Genomic DNA, 14,680 nt, shown 5'->3' on the forward strand with positions numbered 1-14,680 from the left:
TATTTGCTAGGCGCTCTGCTCTTGGTTTTCTTCTGAATGACTCTCAAATCCTATTTGCAGGGCGCTCTGCTCTTGGTTTTCTTCTGAAGGACTCACAAACTCTATTTGCAGGGCGCTCTGCTCTTGGTTTTCTTCTGAAGGACTCACAAACTCTATTTGCAGGGCGCTCAGCTCTTGGTTTTCTTCTGAGTGACTCTCAAATCCTATTTGCTAGGCGCTCAGCTCTTGGTTTCCTTCTGAATGACTCACAAACTCTATTTGCAGGGCGCTCAGCTCTGGGTTTTCTTCTGAGAGACTCTCAAATCCTATTTACTACGCGCTCAACCCTGGGTTCACTTCTGAGAGACTCACAAATCCTATTTGCTACGCGCTCAGCTCTGGGTTTTCTTCTGAGTGACTCTCAAATCCTATTTGCAGGGCGCTCAGCTCTTGGTTTTCTTCTGAATGACTCACAAACTCTATTTGCTAGGCGCTCAACTCTTGGTTTTCTTCTGAGTGACTCTCAAATCCTATTTGCAAGGCGCTCTGCTCTTGGTTCACTTCTGAGTGACTCTCAAATCCTATTTGCTACGCGCTCAGCTCTTGGTTTTCTTCTGAGAGACTCTCAAATCCTATTTGCTACGCGCTCAACTCTGGGTTCACTTCTGAGAGACTCACAAACACTATTTGCTAGGCGCTCAGCTCTTGGTTTCCTTCTGAATGACTCACAAACTCTATTTGCAGGGCGCTCAGCTCTGGGTTTTCTTCTGAGAGACTCTCAAATCCTATTTGCTACGCGCTCAACTCTGGGTTCACTTCTGAGAGACTCACAAACACTATTTGCAAGGCGCTCAGCTCTTGGTTTTCTTCTGAATGACTCACAACTCCTATTTGCTACGCGCTCAGCTCTTGGTTTTCTTCTGAATGACTCACAACTCCTATTTGCTACGCGCTCAGCTCTAGTTTCCCTTCTAAGAGACTTGCTAATACCACTGGCCCTTATTTTCATTTAACTACTGTATTGCCCCCCCTCACCCATTTCTAGTCTTTTCTATACGTAATAAATAAGAGCCTAGCAATCTGCTAGACTCTTACGCTTATTTAGAACCCTATTTTACCACCAATCACAGGTTTTCCTGGTGCAATTGGATTTGTTGGTAGTGGATTCGGTGCTTTAATGCCACCTCCGCTACCTGGTAGTGTTGGTTTCACAACATTTCCAGGCTTTTCTGGAGAAATCGGGAATTGGTTGTTTGGTCCGTCTCCATTAGGTGCTTCTTCTCCTTCACCTAATTTGTATAATTCCACTGTTTGTACCGTTTTGTTGCCTGCAATGTCAATTGCCTCGAACGTAAATTCATTCGCTCCGTCTTGTAATTCAAGCTCAATATCTGCCACAACATGTTCAAAGCTTCTCATTTCATAAGGTTCTTGGAATTCTTTGAAATAAACCTCATCGCCATCTAAATAAAGACGAATTTGATCAAAATTATCGGCTACTCTTACATCCACAACTGGATTTTCAGCATCATGTTCAATATATTCACTTTCAGGTAATCCAAGTACCTCAACCTCTGGTGCGGTTGCATCTACTAAAATTGTTCGTTTGAACTGGGCCACATTCCCTGCTGCATCGACTGCCTTAATGGCAAAGGAAGGTGCACCATCTTCAGAATGAAGAATTGTATCAAAAGTATATTGTTTCTTCTCTTGATCATAAGTCAGTTCTACTTCCTCACCTGCAATAGTAAATTCACTAATCTCAGATTCATCAGTAATGGTACCAGTAAATTGAATATCATTTGTATTCACTGTGCTTAAAGCTTCGGGAGTCGTTAAACGAACGGTTGGTGCCTTTTGATCGGCAGGTTTCACTTCTAGCTCCTTCGTTGTTACATTGCCCGCATAGTCAAATGCTTGTACAGTTACAGTCGAACCAACCTCTAATGGTTCTGAGAATGTATATTCCTCTGTATCCCCTGCAAGCGGTGTTTCTAATACAGACTCACCATCTACTAAAATATCAAGATAAGATACGCCAGAACCTTTTTCATGATCTGATGCATTAATCGTTAACTTTTTATTACCTTCAGTCACTTTGAAAGCCAATTCCGGTGCTTTTGTATCAATGATAACAGGAATTTTTACTGACTGCCATTCGGCACCAGGGAAGTCAATGACAGATTTAATTTCAAAATAATACTTACCATCTGCAGCAAGTTTATTTTTTACTTTTCCATCCCATTTCCATGCTGAGTTAATTTTGTAATAACTACCTTGACCAGCGTCATAATAGTCTTTTCTCAGATCATTGTCTGTTCTCAACTTGCGCAATTGCTTACCATCTTCATCTAATACATTAAATACCACTTGATGGGCATTTCTCAAGAATGATAGAGCAGGAATGATGGCATCTTGTACACCATCTCCGTTTGGAGAAATTGCTACTTTATCCGCTTTATATGCATCAGCTATCGGGTCATAACCAAGATAATAGTAACTGTCGCCAGATTCATAAACAGCACCACCCATACCATAGAAGGATGATTCATCATACTTTAATCCATCTAATATCGGGGATTGATCCCATTCACCTTTGAATCCTACATATGGTACAGAAAGTTCTGGGTGAGTATCTGCTGAATCAGTTAATGTCACATACCCCTCCACAAAATAACCGTTCGGAAATACTTCATCAACATCAACTGGTGTTGTCCAATTACCCGTTTGGCTCGGTTCAACTACTTGTGCATCACTTACATCGGCTTGAACGGTAAACGTAACTGTTTCTCCTGCAGGAACAGTAATTTCAGCCGATTCTTGACCATCAACAGTGACCTCAACATTCAATAATTCTTGTGCTTCAAGTTCATTTGGATTCCAGCCTAATTCTCCATATGCAGCAAAATCTGTTTGGATATTCGCAGCTGCGTCATAAGTGACGTCTTCATCACTAAAGTTTTCTGCTTGCAATGTGAACTCAAAAGTATCCCCAACTTCTTTTAAGGCCACCTTTGCCTCATCCGTTTCTACCTCTGTTACAACGACTGGTGTAGAAAGAGCTGAGTGCAATTGCATGATGCCCGATCCTTGTCTACGAGGTGAATAAGGAACATCCCACTCAAGTGACTCATTAACAAGGCCTTGATCATCGATTGGTTGAGATGTGTTCATCATAATATTTTTCGCTGTATATACACGATCATAACCAGTTAAATCAAAGTCAGCATCTACTCTTTGTAGAACGAGTGCTGCACCACCAGACACATGTGGAGCTGCCATGGATGTACCACTCATCATGCCGTATTGGCCATTTTCTAATGTCGAGTAAATTTGCCCACCAGGCGCCGTAATTTCAGGCTTAAAGTCTAAGTTCGGTGTCACACCCCATGAAGTGAAGGCACTCATCTTGCCTGCTTCAGGGTTTGGTGCTGTTGTTTTTTCACCAGTAAAAGTAAATGTTACTTCTTCTCCAGCACGAAGCGCTTCAACAATTGGATCACCATTCACTTTTGGCATAAATAATTGTGGAATTGTAATAGCTGGATCTGACTGCATATTGACGAAACCATCTGTATTATTATAGATAATTACGCCAACAGCACCTGCCGCTTGTGCATTTATCGCCTTATCAACGAATGACAATTCTCCACGTTGAATCATTGCATATTTCCCTGCAACTTCTGTTAATTGATCAGGGTAGCCAAGTCCTCCATCTGCAACATCGAACGTTTTTGTGTCGACATCGTTAGGGTGCTTGTCACCAGCTGAAAGAAATGGAGCATCCACCTCTTCGCCATTTATATTCACCTTAATGGCATCGAGATCCATAAATGAATTCTCAGAAGATGCCACTTGTAATGAATCTGTGTATACTCCTGGCGAACCAACTACACCAAAGTCCGGATTTTCTGGCGTTGGGTTGGCAAAGCCATTACCAAAATGAGCAGAGTTACCAGCTGAAATAGACATAAGGACGCCATTATCAACTGCTCGCTCAATCGCTTTATATTCGGCAGATTCTGGCGAGACAAATCCTGCTGTTGACCCAAGACTCATATTTAATACGTCCGCTCCTAAAATAATCGCATCATCAATGGCTTTTACATAGATATCTCCATATGTAGAACCGAATTCAGGATCGTTACCAAATACTTTCAAACCGAGAATTTGCGCTTCCGGTGCAATACCTTTAATTCCACCATCTTCTTCATCTCCATTTGCGCCTACTGTCCCTGATACGTGCATACCATGCATACTTGCTCCTTCAGCCACATCACCGATTACTTCGTCTTCATCCATATAATTGTAAGCATATGGTACTTTTTCAGTATAATAGCTTCCCGGTAGCTCGTTATCTGCTTTTATTCTATTAACCTTAGATTCTGTTAAATCGACTTCCGTCTCATCTGATAAAATCATATCTTGATGATCTGGATCAATACCTGTATCAATAACCCCGACAACCATACCGTTGCCTTTGTAGCCATATTCTCTCCAAGCCTCTTGAGCTTGTACCAATTCTTTACTGTAAACCATGTCAGGTTTTTCCTCTGGGCGTTCATATTCATTCACTATTTCAACAGAGGATACATTTTTTACTTCTTTAATTTTCTCAATATCCCCATACATTACATCTGCACTAAATCCATTCACAACTGTTGTGAAACTTTCATGTTCGACGAGCTTCACTTTGTTGTCTTTAACTTTTTGCTTCACCGCTTTTTGTTCTGCTAGTTTCTCGTTTGTCAGTTTCTTTTTCGTTGCTGCGGGTAGTTCTTTAAATGTTTTTTTTGTTTTCTGTGCGTATGCAATGGTCGGCTCACTATCCATTTCGACAATTACACGAACAATATCAGACTTCTTATACTGTTCCTCGGCATCCGTTTTTTCTATTTTTTGTAGATTGAGCTGATTTTCTTTCCCTTTAGTATTTTCTACCTTCTTCTCAGGTACTGCTGCTGACACTGACCCAGAGAAAATAAGTAAAAAGGCCATTAATACGACAAGAATCCTGCTTTTTTTCAACATTCAACTCCCCCTCTGTAAATAAAATTCAGAATTTTTCGTTTCTCTATTAAATTAACATAAGGAAAAATTTAGTTTTAGAGTACTAAAGTACCAATTTATGCTAATTTGCCTAGTAAAATATAATTATTTTATAATTCTAAATATTTTTTATTAATGAACCATTCACATATACCCACTTTTTCCTCTCTCAAAATAAAAACAAACGGGAAATCATAAATGGTATAGTGGAGAAATGTAACTATAACAAGCGCACTTGTTTTCAGCATCAAATGGTAAAGGAAACGAAAAATGATATATTGTCATGGTCCTATTCTGCTAAGTCTGTTATTGTACCCTTTTGCTACAATGCTTTTAGCCTTCCTATTTGAGTGTGGGGTTTCTCCATTCTCCACTTGCTTCCTTATTTTGTTGACTTCAAAATTTACTTTTAAATATCCTATACGTCCTAATACTTACAAGAAAAAAACAGTGCGATAGGCACTGCTTCAAGTTGGGGATATTATGAGGATGTTCATTGATTCTTTCTAATAGAAGGTAATAAGGGGATAAAAGTAAATTGAGGTTCCTTTAAGCTCTTTTTCTTCCTCTATCATACGATTCTTTCAATATACATTCTAATTGTGCCAGTCTACTCTCCATCTCACTCATTCGATAGTTTGCATTACCAAGCATTTTGATAAGACTCTCTATGAGTGTTTCCATCACTTTTTGTTCTTGAGTCATCTGGATTCATCTCCTCCCTTTGTTGTTTTTCTTTCTTTCGATTATCGAGGAAACGTACTTGCTCGACAATCACTTCCATCACATACTTCCTTTTTCCATCCTTTTCATATGATCTTGATTGTAATCTGCCAACAACACTTATAAGTGACCCTTTCGTACAATACTGAACGAGATTTTCCGCAGATTTATGCCAAAGTGTACATTGAATAAAATCAGTTTCTATCTCTCCATTTTGATTGCGAAATTGACGATTGACCGCAACCGTTATATTTGCCACCGACCTTCCATCTGATACAAGTCTTAAATCCGGCTCTTTTGTTAACCTTCCAACAATGCCAACTTGATTCATCATCCTCCTCCTTTCTGACACTAGGTTAATATAGCTTGTATAACTTGTAAAAAAACGGAAAAATAATTTTCATTTACGATTGGCTTTCAAAACTGCGGATAGACGGTCAGAATTTAAATTTTCCCATAAAAATATGGCAAAAAATTAACTTTTGCAATAAAGGTAAGATAAATTTCGACATATTTCAACATTTTTCTCTATAAGGAATATGAGGCATAAATGAACTGATTTTAATATCAAAATAACGTTCTATATCGTTTTTTAAATTTCCTTCTAGTAAGCTTAGCTCGTTTACAAGAAATTGGTGGGCAAAAACATTATAAACCTCAGCTTCTGGCCAGCTAGTGTTCAATCGTGCTAACTGATGAAAAGGAATCATTTCCAAAATAGCTCCTTCATCATACTCAATTGAAAAATAATAAAATGCCGCTTGTTGATTTTTCAACCATTTTTTGCCATTTCGCCAATGCTTTATAAAATTCAAAGGCAGGTAAATCTGCTTGGAAATATAATTGATTGTTAATCTTTATTGTAAAAAAAATATCTATCGACAGAATTTTTGCAGTGTCACGTTTATCGCTTGCTGTTATTTCATTGGGAGAGCATGTGAAATGGTATGTAAAATGTAAGGTATTGGTCCGATATTTTTCCAATATTTATCTCCTTCAAACTGTTTTCCTTAAGCATATCCTATTTCTTTTTATATGTGTAAAGGGGACCTAAAAAGGGGTAAATAAACTATAACTTACCTTTTGTAAGATATTTTCGTTTTGTATATCTTCTATGATATAATTTAGACAACTCAGTTAACTTTTGAGAAAGGGAGGGGTCGCATGAAGACATTTAAGCTAGTTTCCATGCAGGTTTGGGATGAGGATGAGTTAGTAGATGTCGAATTGGAGGACGGACTCATTATTAATAAAGAGGATGAGAATAGTCGGTGGCTACTCGAGGCCTTTATTGATAAAAAGCACCTTTCCTTCTTTTCCAATCTCCGCAAAAAAGAAATCGATGTACCGCTACAAGTAGTAATTACGAAAAAAGATAATGATCCAGCACATTTCATTACTAAAATTGCATCCATTAATGAATTTGAAGAACATATGAGTGTCCTTTTCTTAGGGAGCATTCGTCATAAAAGAAATGAATTCGCAGAGATATTACTTAGTGACCTCGTTTCTAAAGGGTTAAGTGGCGAAAAACTTCTTGCTGAGTTTAAAGGCCAAATGAAAAGAGCACAAAGATTGACGAGTAATAAAAAATAAGGAAAAGCTAATATATGCTTTCTCCGAGGATCTCCACCCGATTTTTCGAGATGTTCATACTCGTAATATTCGCGTGGATATCTTTAAACTTTAATGAGGCTCCGATTGTTTAATCGGAACCTCTTTTTTATTTACATATTATCTTTGTTTTCTTCGTCCGCAGGTGCATCTTCATTTAAATTTTCATCTGTATTATTGTCATCTTCAAGCATACCATCATCATCATTGTTTAGATCGTCTTGATCATTATTATTAATGTCATTTCCATCCTCTAATTCTGCTGGCTCTTCAATGTTATCATTATCTTCTGGCGGTGGCTCTTGCTCATTGTTTGCTCCACAACCAACAAGCATTGTCGCCGCTAAAGCAGATGCAGACAGTAATTTTAACAGCTTTGTATTCATGGGTAAAACTCCCTTCCAATTTCAAAAATTTTTGACCTCTATTGTGGTCTTTTGTTATCGTTCCCGAAAACCTGAACAAAATTTCAAATTGATTGATTGTAAAATTTTCCGCCTGTGATAGTGCCTTGCAGAGAAAAAAAGAAGTAATGCCCTATATAAAGCGGGCATTACTTCTTTTGATGTTATTTCAATGCAAACATCATTTCTGTTTCACAAACTAGTTCGCCGTCGACGGTTGCAACACCTTTTCCTTTACCAATCGGGCCCTTCACACGAGTCATTTCGACCTCTAATCGCAGCTGATCGCCCGGCTTCACTTGTTTTTTAAATCGACATTTATCAATCCCGGTGAAAAAAGCGAGCTTTCCTTTATTTTCTTCTTTTTTCAGCATCGCCACTCCGCCTACTTGTGCTAATGCTTCCACAATTAAAACACCAGGCATGACGGGGTAATCAGGAAAATGGCCATTAAAGAATTCTTCATTAGCCGTAACATTTTTAATGCCAATAGCTCTTTGACCTTCTTCCACTTCAAGGATTTTATCTACTAATAAAAAGGGATAACGATGAGGAATAATTTCTTTTATTTCATTAATATCAAGCATTTTTAGCACCTCCTACTAATAATAGGTATAATATTAATTATTATTGTACTAAAAAAAAGCCCAAATGCAAAGATAAAACAATTTCATTTTCAAATTCTTAAAATAAGTCAAAACAAAAAGGAGGCATATACATGCGCTCCCCATTCTTCAGTTCTCTTTATTAACCAAATCAATCATATGCATCCACGTTTCTTTTTTAAAAATATCTGTTGCCTGGCCATCACCAAGCACACTATATCCGAACGCTGCACCCGCGATGATACAAATGGCAAGTAAAACTAGCACAATAATAATTCGTAGCCAGATCGGTATAAGTCGCACTCTAATTCGGTTCACTGTGGTTTTATCTTCACGTGTAGTAGTTGAATTATGTTGCGCTTTTTGTTTAGTTATTCTTGTTGACGAATCTTGCTCGTTATTAAGTGACATCGTTTTCTTCCCCTTTAACGAATTCCATTAATGAGGCCCATCATTTGATCAGCCATCGTTATTGAACGTGATTGAAATTGGTATGAACGTTGTGTGTTCATTAGGTCGGTCATTTCCTTTGAAAGGTCGACATTTGATTGTTCTAGGACACCTTGTGATAGTGAAATATCGCCACTGAACTGCCCAGCTAAATCAGTATAAATATCAATGCCATCCATTTCAGCCTCTGCAGGCAAGCTTAACATATTTTCACCGATTTGTGTTAAATATTGTGGTTTATGTACGACCGTAATCCCGAGATTTACCGTTTCAATGCCTCCATTAGCAGTATGAGCTTGGAGTCTGCCTTGCTCCAATAATGTAAACTGGTTTACATCTGAAGAAAAAGTAATGGGTTCATTATTCTGTCCTAAAACGGCATCACCATTCCCAGTTACAAGCATCACTTCATTATTCCCTGACGGCGTAAGATGGAAAGAGCCGTCTCTGGTATAACGGATTTCAGCACCGTTTTCGGTTTGTTGAAGAATGCGGAAGTATTGACCTTCTCCTGTTAAAGCGAAGTCTAATGCCCGATCAGTTGATTTTAGACTGCCTTGTGTGCTCACTAGCTTAGCTTGGGCAAGTTTAGCCCCTACACCTTGTCTAACGCCTTCTGGAGTCATTCTCTGTACGCCCATTAGTTCTTCAGCAGGTTGATTATTAAATTGTTGAACGAGAAGTTCACCAAAAGACGCTTCTCTTCTTTTAAAACCTGTAGTATCGACATTCGCCATATTATTGGCGTGTATATCCATTTGCTTTTGTAATTGTGATAAGGTGTTTGTTGCTGTAATCATTACACGGTTCATTTCATCGCCTCCTTATAACTTCCTGGTTGTTATCCAAGACGGCCAACTTCGTTTACTGCTTTCTCCATACTGCGGTCGTATGCTTGTAACACTTTTTGGTTGGCTTCAAACGTACGATAGCTTGCCATCATATCTGTCATCGTTCTTGAGGTATCAACATTGGAACGTTCTAAGAAACCTTGGTGGATACGAAAGGCTACATTACCGTAACCATTTTGCAAAGCAGTATTATCTTCCGTAGCGAAGAGTCCATCTCCTTGTTTTAGAAGATTCTCTGTTGTTTCCGCATAAGCTACGCCAATTCGTGTGGTATTTCCAGCTGCATTTGTTAAATACCCTTCATCATTAACGGTAAATGATTCACTACCTGGTTGGATTCTGTTCCCGTTTGTATCTAAGACGTATAAACCACTTGCTGAAGTCAAATACCCTTGGCTATCTAATGTAAAATTACCATTGCGTGTATATTTTGTATTCCCATCTTCACCAGCAACAGTAAAAAACAATGCACTACCGTCCGGAAGATTACCATTTTCAAGCGATAAGTCTGTAGCCAGACCTGTTTCATTCAAATCACCCTGGGTATATAAAGGCATTGCTTCTTGTAAATATACACCTGTACTAATACTTCCAACTGTTTCGTTAACTGGTATACGAAATCCGTTTTCAGTAGGGATATTTTGACTATCTATTCTTTGCAGTAACATATCAGAGAAACTGCTAATTGCTGTTTGATCTGCTTTAAAACCAGGTGTATTTGCATTGGCCATATTGTTAGCTAACATTTCCGTTCTTCTTTGCTGCGTTAACATACCTGATGCTGCAGTGTAAAACCCTCTAAACATATCGGTCACTCCCGTATATTATCGTCTCCCTTTTATATCGGAAAGGCTGCATAATTAATTAACATTATTTACTTAGTGGTAAATGCATTCCTCTTCAACGAAAAGGCTGGCCTATAGGAGAAGCATTAGGTCAGCCTTAATCATTTGTTAACTTAATTTTTTCCGTGGTAAACGATCAATGTTATCAAGCATAATTCCAGTTCCAATTGCGACACAGTCCATCGGATTTTCAGCAATGAGAACAGGTACTTTTAATTCTTCAGCAAGAAGCATATCGATACCATGAAGCAATGCTCCTCCACCAGTCAGAATAACGCCACGATCAATAATATCTGCTGATAGTTCAGGTGGTGTCCGCTCTAAAACGCTTTTTGCAGCTTGAACAATCACGTCTACAGGCTCTTTTAAAGCTTGTTCGATTTCTTTTGAATGAACAGTAATTGTGCGAGGTAATCCAGAAACCATATCACGTCCACGAATTTCCATGCTCTCATTTCTAGAGTCAGGGAATACTGTTGCAATAGAAGTTTTAATATCTTCAGCCGTACGCTCACCAATTAAAAGCTTATACTCCTTTTTAATGTATTGGAGAATTTCATTGTCAAATTTATCACCGGCCATTTTAATTGAAGAAGATGTAACAATATCACCCATAGATAGAACAGCCACATCCGTTGTTCCTCCACCAATATCTACGACCATATTACCACTTGGTTGGAAAATATCCATTCCCGCACCAATTGCAGCAACTTTCGGTTCTTCTTCAAGATAGACTTTCTTACCGCCACTTTTTTCTGCGGCTTCTCTAATCGCTTTTTGCTCGACGCTCGTTACATTTGTAGGGCAACAAATAAGAATACGTGGTTTAGATAGAAAGCCCTTTACATTTAATTTGTTAATAAAGTGCTTAAGCATCGCTTCAGTTACATCAAAGTCAGCAATAACACCATCTTTTAGCGGGCGAATAGCAATAATATTTCCAGGTGTTCTCCCCACCATACGGCGTGCTTCTTCACCAACAGCTAGTACTCTATTCGTGTTTTTATCAATGGCTACAACAGAAGGTTCGTTTAATACGATCCCTCTTCCTTTTACGTGTATCAGTACATTTGCCGTACCTAAGTCAATTCCAATATCTCTTGCAAACATTGTTCCTAACTTCCTCCTCGCAACTAAATCTTCTTCTCATTTTTACAGTTCAAATGGCTTAATAGGCATGTAAAATGCCTTTTGTGTTTTTTGCTTATGTAAGCAATCTATCATTGATTTTTCGTTTCCGCACGAATATTTCCCCATACAAAAGCCTTTCTCAAGCAACCTGAGAAAAGAGTTGTTTTATGTATATCCTAGGGCTTCCACGTTAACAAAAGCACATATCAAGTTCATTATATCCTAGTTAATTATTTTAGCACATCTCTAGGAGAATAAATAACTATTTGTCAAAATATATTGTGACTTTTTAAGGAGAAATTGTCGAATTGGTTGATTCTTGGGATAAAAGCTGGTGAGAACACTTTGAAGTAATAAAGGAGTGATGGTTAAACGGGCAGATGGTGGTTGTATCTTACCTCCCTCTGCCCGCTTCATACATTATTTGATGGGTTCTTCTTCAAGCTCTTCTTTTTTATACTTTAACTTTGTTGCTTCTCCCCCTCGCAAATGACGAATGGACTTATGATAATCTAATATTTCTTTTACTTCATTAGCAAGGTCAGGATTTATTTCAGGCAATCTTTCTGTAAGATCTTTATGGACTGTACTTTTGGATACGCCAAACTCCTTCGCAATTACGCGAACCGTTTTTCTCGTCTCCACGATATACTTTCCAATCTTGATGGTTCTCTCTTTGATGTAATCGTGCACACTACTCGCCCTCCCTAAATTGGATGTGAGAAGTGTGAAATGAGACTCGTTTTTACTTTGTCTTATAGTGTGTTTTTTACTAGTTGTTAAAAGAGTAGCAGGTAAACCTGCCGAGCAGTAGCTAAACATATCCTAGAGATTATACAGCTGTTACTAAACAAACGATCCCTCACCTCAAACATTCTCTTTGTAAGGTTTGTAACAGTTTATTAGCTTGGATTAAAATATATGCACAAAAAACACAAGTAGGACAAGTAGCTGTATGTTTTTTTCATTTTAAGCAATCTTTTTCAAGAAGACATTCTCTATAAAACATGGTTGTTATTTAATACCTGCGACTTATGACTTAAAAAAGGGTGATTAGACCTGATTATAAATTCTTATTTTTCGACAAGTTTCGCAAACCCTTTTTCTTACTCTATATTACAAAAGAGCATTTTTTAGTTCTAATCACTCAATTAAATGTATTTCAGTAACCAATGAAAAGTGATAAAAGTCCATACATAAAATCCAAATACCCAATTCTTTATAATGAACAAGAGATTCTTTATTCCTATTGTTGTTTAATCCATCCCTGACTTACACTAAAAATCGAGCCAATAGATAAAACATGGTTATATAACAATTATTTTCCAATTGAAGGGTGATTTATTTTGACAGTGTTAAAGCCACGGAAAGAGAGAATCTTTGAAGCGAGACAAAGAAGGATGAAAATAAGAAGAATGAAATTAACAGGCATCTTGGCTGCTACAGTCATTATTCTTGCTGTCATTTTCAGCTTGAATGAGCAATCATCAGAAGCCGCTACTTATAAAGTTAAAAAAAATGATACACTCTATCGTATTGCCAAAAAACATAATCTTTCTGTCGAAGAATTAAAAATACATAACCAACTTGTAGACAATTATATTACTGTAGGGCAATTGCTAGACATTCCATATCCTACAAACTATCAAGGTTTATCAGGTGAACCATTTATACATATTGTCGCTCCTGGGGAAACATTATGGAGAATTGCCGGTAGATACGGACTAAGCGTTGAAGAATTAAAAACACTCAACAACCTTAAAGATAATCATATTAACGCTTTTCAGCCATTAACCATCATTGATGAAATGTATACATCGCAAGCTAAACTTATTGGAGCTGCAGATGATCGTGTGCTCGAATTCCAAGCCGATGAAGAGTTCTTCACTTTACTGGCACCTCTACAGTCTGCTTCTAGACTTCAAGCATTTACTGGTCAAGATTTATTCATTACATATAAAAAAAATTCATTACTATCAATACATTCTACTCAAACACCATAAGAAATAAAAAGGGAAATATTCACGAATGAATATTTCCCGAGAAATGTCGAAACTTTTCCATTTTTGTCTCAACATTATTTATGATTCTTGTGAATCCGAAGAAGTATCAGCGTCTGTTTCATCTTCATTGCTTGCACCATCATCTTCTGATTGGCCTTCATCACTTGGCGCAGCATCTGATTCATCATCAGCACTTTCCGTTGAACCTTCTTGGGCTGCATCTTCAGCAGGTGTACTCTCTTCAGCTATTTCAGCTTTTTCCAATTGACTTAACGTTTTACCAACAAACTCTTCTGGGTTTACAGCTACACCATCTTTACGGATTTCAAAATGTACGTGCTCTCCAGCTTCTTGGTTAATTTGGCTTTGACCAGATTGAGCAATTGTATCTCCTTGCTCCACTACACTACCTTCTTTTACTTTCATATCAGTAATGGATTGGTAGCGTGTCACAATTCCTTCAGCATGCTGAATTTCAACGACATTACCTAGTGTTGCATCTTCTTCCACCTTAGTAACTGTTCCACTTAATGCTGCACGAACTTCAAATGTTTTCCCATCTTCCATAACAATGTCAATACCTGCATTTGGTTGGTATGTGTTATTGTAGAATACCAAAGCTTCTTCTTGAGCCGCTTCCTCACCATGTACATCATAGAATTTAGTTTGGATTACTGCTCCGTCCGCTTTTTCTACCGGTAGCACAAAGTTCTCCATTGCATTATTTACTTCAACTGCATCCTCATTACCTTTGCCAGTAAGATCTGTCTCACCGTAATCGAATCCATCTGTGTCTGAAGCATTTTCATTGCTGTTTTGGAACCATAGAACGCCACTAAGTATGAGTGCTGCACTCGCGATGTAAATTGCTGGATATGCCCAACGTTTCTTCATAAACTTTTTAAAACTAGAATCTTGAGAAGTCTTTTTTTCTTCCTCTCTCATTTTTCATCACCTCTGGCATCAGTTTGAACAGATTCCAGAAGATATATACATCATCTAAAAATTTTTTTGGATTTATTTTTT

Annotated in this window: 14 protein-coding genes; 2 read left to right on the forward strand and 12 right to left on the reverse strand. The window is 37.9% G+C overall.

The genetic code is table 11. The annotated features are described in order from the left end of the window. Positions 1-1,080 precede the first annotated feature (1,080 nt). The 4 genes from MKX78_RS22115 to MKX78_RS22130 all read right to left on the reverse strand — a co-directional run bounded on the left by MKX78_RS22115 (position 1,081) and on the right by MKX78_RS22130 (position 6,735). Positions 1,081-5,010 carry a S8 family serine peptidase gene (locus tag MKX78_RS22115; RefSeq protein WP_341052461.1) on the reverse strand — a complete coding sequence of 1,310 codons (3,930 nt, stop codon included), beginning with the start codon at positions 5,008-5,010 and terminating at the stop codon, positions 1,081-1,083. Between the two features lie 661 nt (positions 5,011-5,671). Next, complete coding sequence (locus tag MKX78_RS22120; protein ID WP_307318234.1) at positions 5,672-6,082, reverse strand: single-stranded DNA-binding protein; 411 nt, start codon at positions 6,080-6,082, stop codon at positions 5,672-5,674. 184 nt (positions 6,083-6,266) lie between these two features. Then, positions 6,267-6,527: a DUF7878 domain-containing protein gene (locus MKX78_RS22125; protein WP_341052464.1), complete on the reverse strand. Its 261-nt coding sequence runs from the start codon at positions 6,525-6,527 to the stop codon at positions 6,267-6,269. After that, positions 6,487-6,735: a DUF7878 domain-containing protein gene (locus MKX78_RS22130; protein ID WP_341052466.1), complete on the reverse strand. Its 249-nt coding sequence runs from the start codon at positions 6,733-6,735 to the stop codon at positions 6,487-6,489. Before MKX78_RS22130 ends, MKX78_RS22125 begins: the two co-directional genes overlap by 41 nt. A gap of 180 nt (positions 6,736-6,915) precedes the next feature. Between MKX78_RS22130 and MKX78_RS22135 the strand changes: the two genes are divergently transcribed. Next, entirely contained in the window at positions 6,916-7,347 is a 432-nt protein-coding gene (locus MKX78_RS22135; RefSeq protein WP_095371620.1) for a YwpF-like family protein, read from the forward strand. 131 nt (positions 7,348-7,478) lie between these two features. Here the strand turns inward: MKX78_RS22135 and MKX78_RS22140 are convergent, their stop codons facing one another. From MKX78_RS22140 to spoIIID, 7 genes are all read right to left on the reverse strand, one after another. Further along, a complete protein-coding gene (locus tag MKX78_RS22140) occupies positions 7,479-7,751 on the reverse strand; it encodes a hypothetical protein (RefSeq protein ID WP_095371619.1) in 273 nt (90 codons plus the stop codon). A gap of 182 nt (positions 7,752-7,933) precedes the next feature. Then, entirely contained in the window at positions 7,934-8,356 is a 423-nt protein-coding gene (gene fabZ, locus MKX78_RS22145) for a 3-hydroxyacyl-ACP dehydratase FabZ (protein WP_095371618.1), read from the reverse strand. Positions 8,357-8,503: 147 nt separating this feature from the next. Further along, a complete protein-coding gene (locus MKX78_RS22150; RefSeq protein WP_095371617.1) occupies positions 8,504-8,785 on the reverse strand; it encodes a DNA-directed RNA polymerase subunit beta in 282 nt (93 codons plus the stop codon). 14 nt (positions 8,786-8,799) lie between these two features. Then, on the reverse strand, positions 8,800-9,636 hold the full coding sequence (locus tag MKX78_RS22155) for a flagellar hook-basal body protein (protein WP_307318227.1): 837 nt from the start codon (positions 9,634-9,636) through the stop codon (positions 8,800-8,802). A gap of 29 nt (positions 9,637-9,665) precedes the next feature. After that, positions 9,666-10,481 carry a flagellar hook-basal body protein gene (locus tag MKX78_RS22160; RefSeq protein ID WP_095371615.1) on the reverse strand — a complete coding sequence of 272 codons (816 nt, stop codon included), beginning with the start codon at positions 10,479-10,481 and terminating at the stop codon, positions 9,666-9,668. 147 nt (positions 10,482-10,628) lie between these two features. Next, complete coding sequence (locus tag MKX78_RS22165) at positions 10,629-11,630, reverse strand: rod shape-determining protein (protein WP_095371614.1); 1,002 nt, start codon at positions 11,628-11,630, stop codon at positions 10,629-10,631. A 441-nt stretch (positions 11,631-12,071) separates the two neighbouring features. Then, positions 12,072-12,344, reverse strand: a complete 273-nt coding sequence (gene spoIIID, locus MKX78_RS22170) for a sporulation transcriptional regulator SpoIIID (RefSeq protein ID WP_095371613.1) — start codon at positions 12,342-12,344, stop codon at positions 12,072-12,074. A 653-nt stretch (positions 12,345-12,997) separates the two neighbouring features. Here spoIIID and MKX78_RS22175 point away from each other — a divergent pair. Continuing rightward, on the forward strand, positions 12,998-13,654 hold the full coding sequence (locus MKX78_RS22175) for a LysM peptidoglycan-binding domain-containing protein (RefSeq protein ID WP_445662667.1): 657 nt from the start codon (positions 12,998-13,000) through the stop codon (positions 13,652-13,654). Between the two features lie 78 nt (positions 13,655-13,732). Here the strand turns inward: MKX78_RS22175 and MKX78_RS22180 are convergent, their stop codons facing one another. After that, positions 13,733-14,599: a M23 family metallopeptidase gene (locus tag MKX78_RS22180; protein WP_095371611.1), complete on the reverse strand. Its 867-nt coding sequence runs from the start codon at positions 14,597-14,599 to the stop codon at positions 13,733-13,735. Between the last annotated feature and the right edge of the window lie 81 nt (positions 14,600-14,680).

Source organism: Cytobacillus sp. FSL R5-0569, assembly GCF_038007265.1.
In the GTDB taxonomy this organism is placed as follows: Bacteria; Bacillota; Bacilli; order Bacillales; family Cytobacillaceae; genus Cytobacillus; species Cytobacillus kochii.

Coding starts and splice junctions, on each gene's coding strand:
- MKX78_RS22115 (WP_341052461.1), bottom strand. CDS start 5,010: ATGTTGAAAAAAAGCAGGATTCTTGTCGTATTAATGGCCTTTTTACTT.
- MKX78_RS22120 (WP_307318234.1), bottom strand. CDS start 6,082: ATGAATCAAGTTGGCATTGTTGGAAGGTTAACAAAAGAGCCGGATTTA.
- MKX78_RS22135 (WP_095371620.1), top strand. CDS start 6,916: ATGAAGACATTTAAGCTAGTTTCCATGCAGGTTTGGGATGAGGATGAG.
- MKX78_RS22140 (WP_095371619.1), bottom strand. CDS start 7,751: ATGAATACAAAGCTGTTAAAATTACTGTCTGCATCTGCTTTAGCGGCG.
- fabZ (WP_095371618.1), bottom strand. CDS start 8,356: ATGCTTGATATTAATGAAATAAAAGAAATTATTCCTCATCGTTATCCC.
- MKX78_RS22150 (WP_095371617.1), bottom strand. CDS start 8,785: ATGTCACTTAATAACGAGCAAGATTCGTCAACAAGAATAACTAAACAA.
- MKX78_RS22155 (WP_307318227.1), bottom strand. CDS start 9,636: ATGAACCGTGTAATGATTACAGCAACAAACACCTTATCACAATTACAA.
- MKX78_RS22160 (WP_095371615.1), bottom strand. CDS start 10,481: ATGTTTAGAGGGTTTTACACTGCAGCATCAGGTATGTTAACGCAGCAA.
- MKX78_RS22165 (WP_095371614.1), bottom strand. CDS start 11,630: ATGTTTGCAAGAGATATTGGAATTGACTTAGGTACGGCAAATGTACTG.
- MKX78_RS22180 (WP_095371611.1), bottom strand. CDS start 14,599: ATGAGAGAGGAAGAAAAAAAGACTTCTCAAGATTCTAGTTTTAAAAAG.